Source organism: Pantoea eucrina (assembly GCF_002095385.1).
GTDB classification, from domain to species: Bacteria; Pseudomonadota; Gammaproteobacteria; order Enterobacterales; family Enterobacteriaceae; genus Pantoea; species Pantoea eucrina.
The window spans coordinates 1-317 of record NZ_MIPP01000104.1 but is presented as its reverse complement, the minus strand read 5'-3'; the positions used below and the strand labels follow the sequence as shown (position 1 = coordinate 317).

Here is a 317-nt window from a genome sequence, read left to right as displayed (position 1 = left end):
AAAAGGGGGCCCCTTTTTTTGGGGTTTTTTTAAAAACCCCAAAATTTTTTCCCCCGGGGAAAATTTTTTCCCGGGGGAAAATTTTTTTGGGGCCCCTTTTTTCCCCCAAAAAAGGGGGAAAAACCCCGGGGTTTTTTTTAAAACCCCCGGGGTTTTTTAAAAAGGGGGCCCCTTTTTTTGGGGTTTTTTTAAAAACCCCAAAAATTTTTTCCCCGGGGAAAATTTTTTTCCCCGGGGGAAAAATTTTTTTGGGGCCCCCTTTTTTCCCCAAAAAGGGGGAAAACCCCCGGGGGTTTTTTAAAACCCCGGGGTTTTTT

1 protein-coding gene is annotated in these 317 nt (G+C 43.8%); it reads right to left on the bottom strand.

Annotation, left to right across the window (positions count from 1 at the left end):
• On the bottom strand, positions 1 to 317 hold a 317-nt coding region (locus HA43_RS19490; RefSeq protein WP_158086457.1), incomplete at both ends, for a hypothetical protein.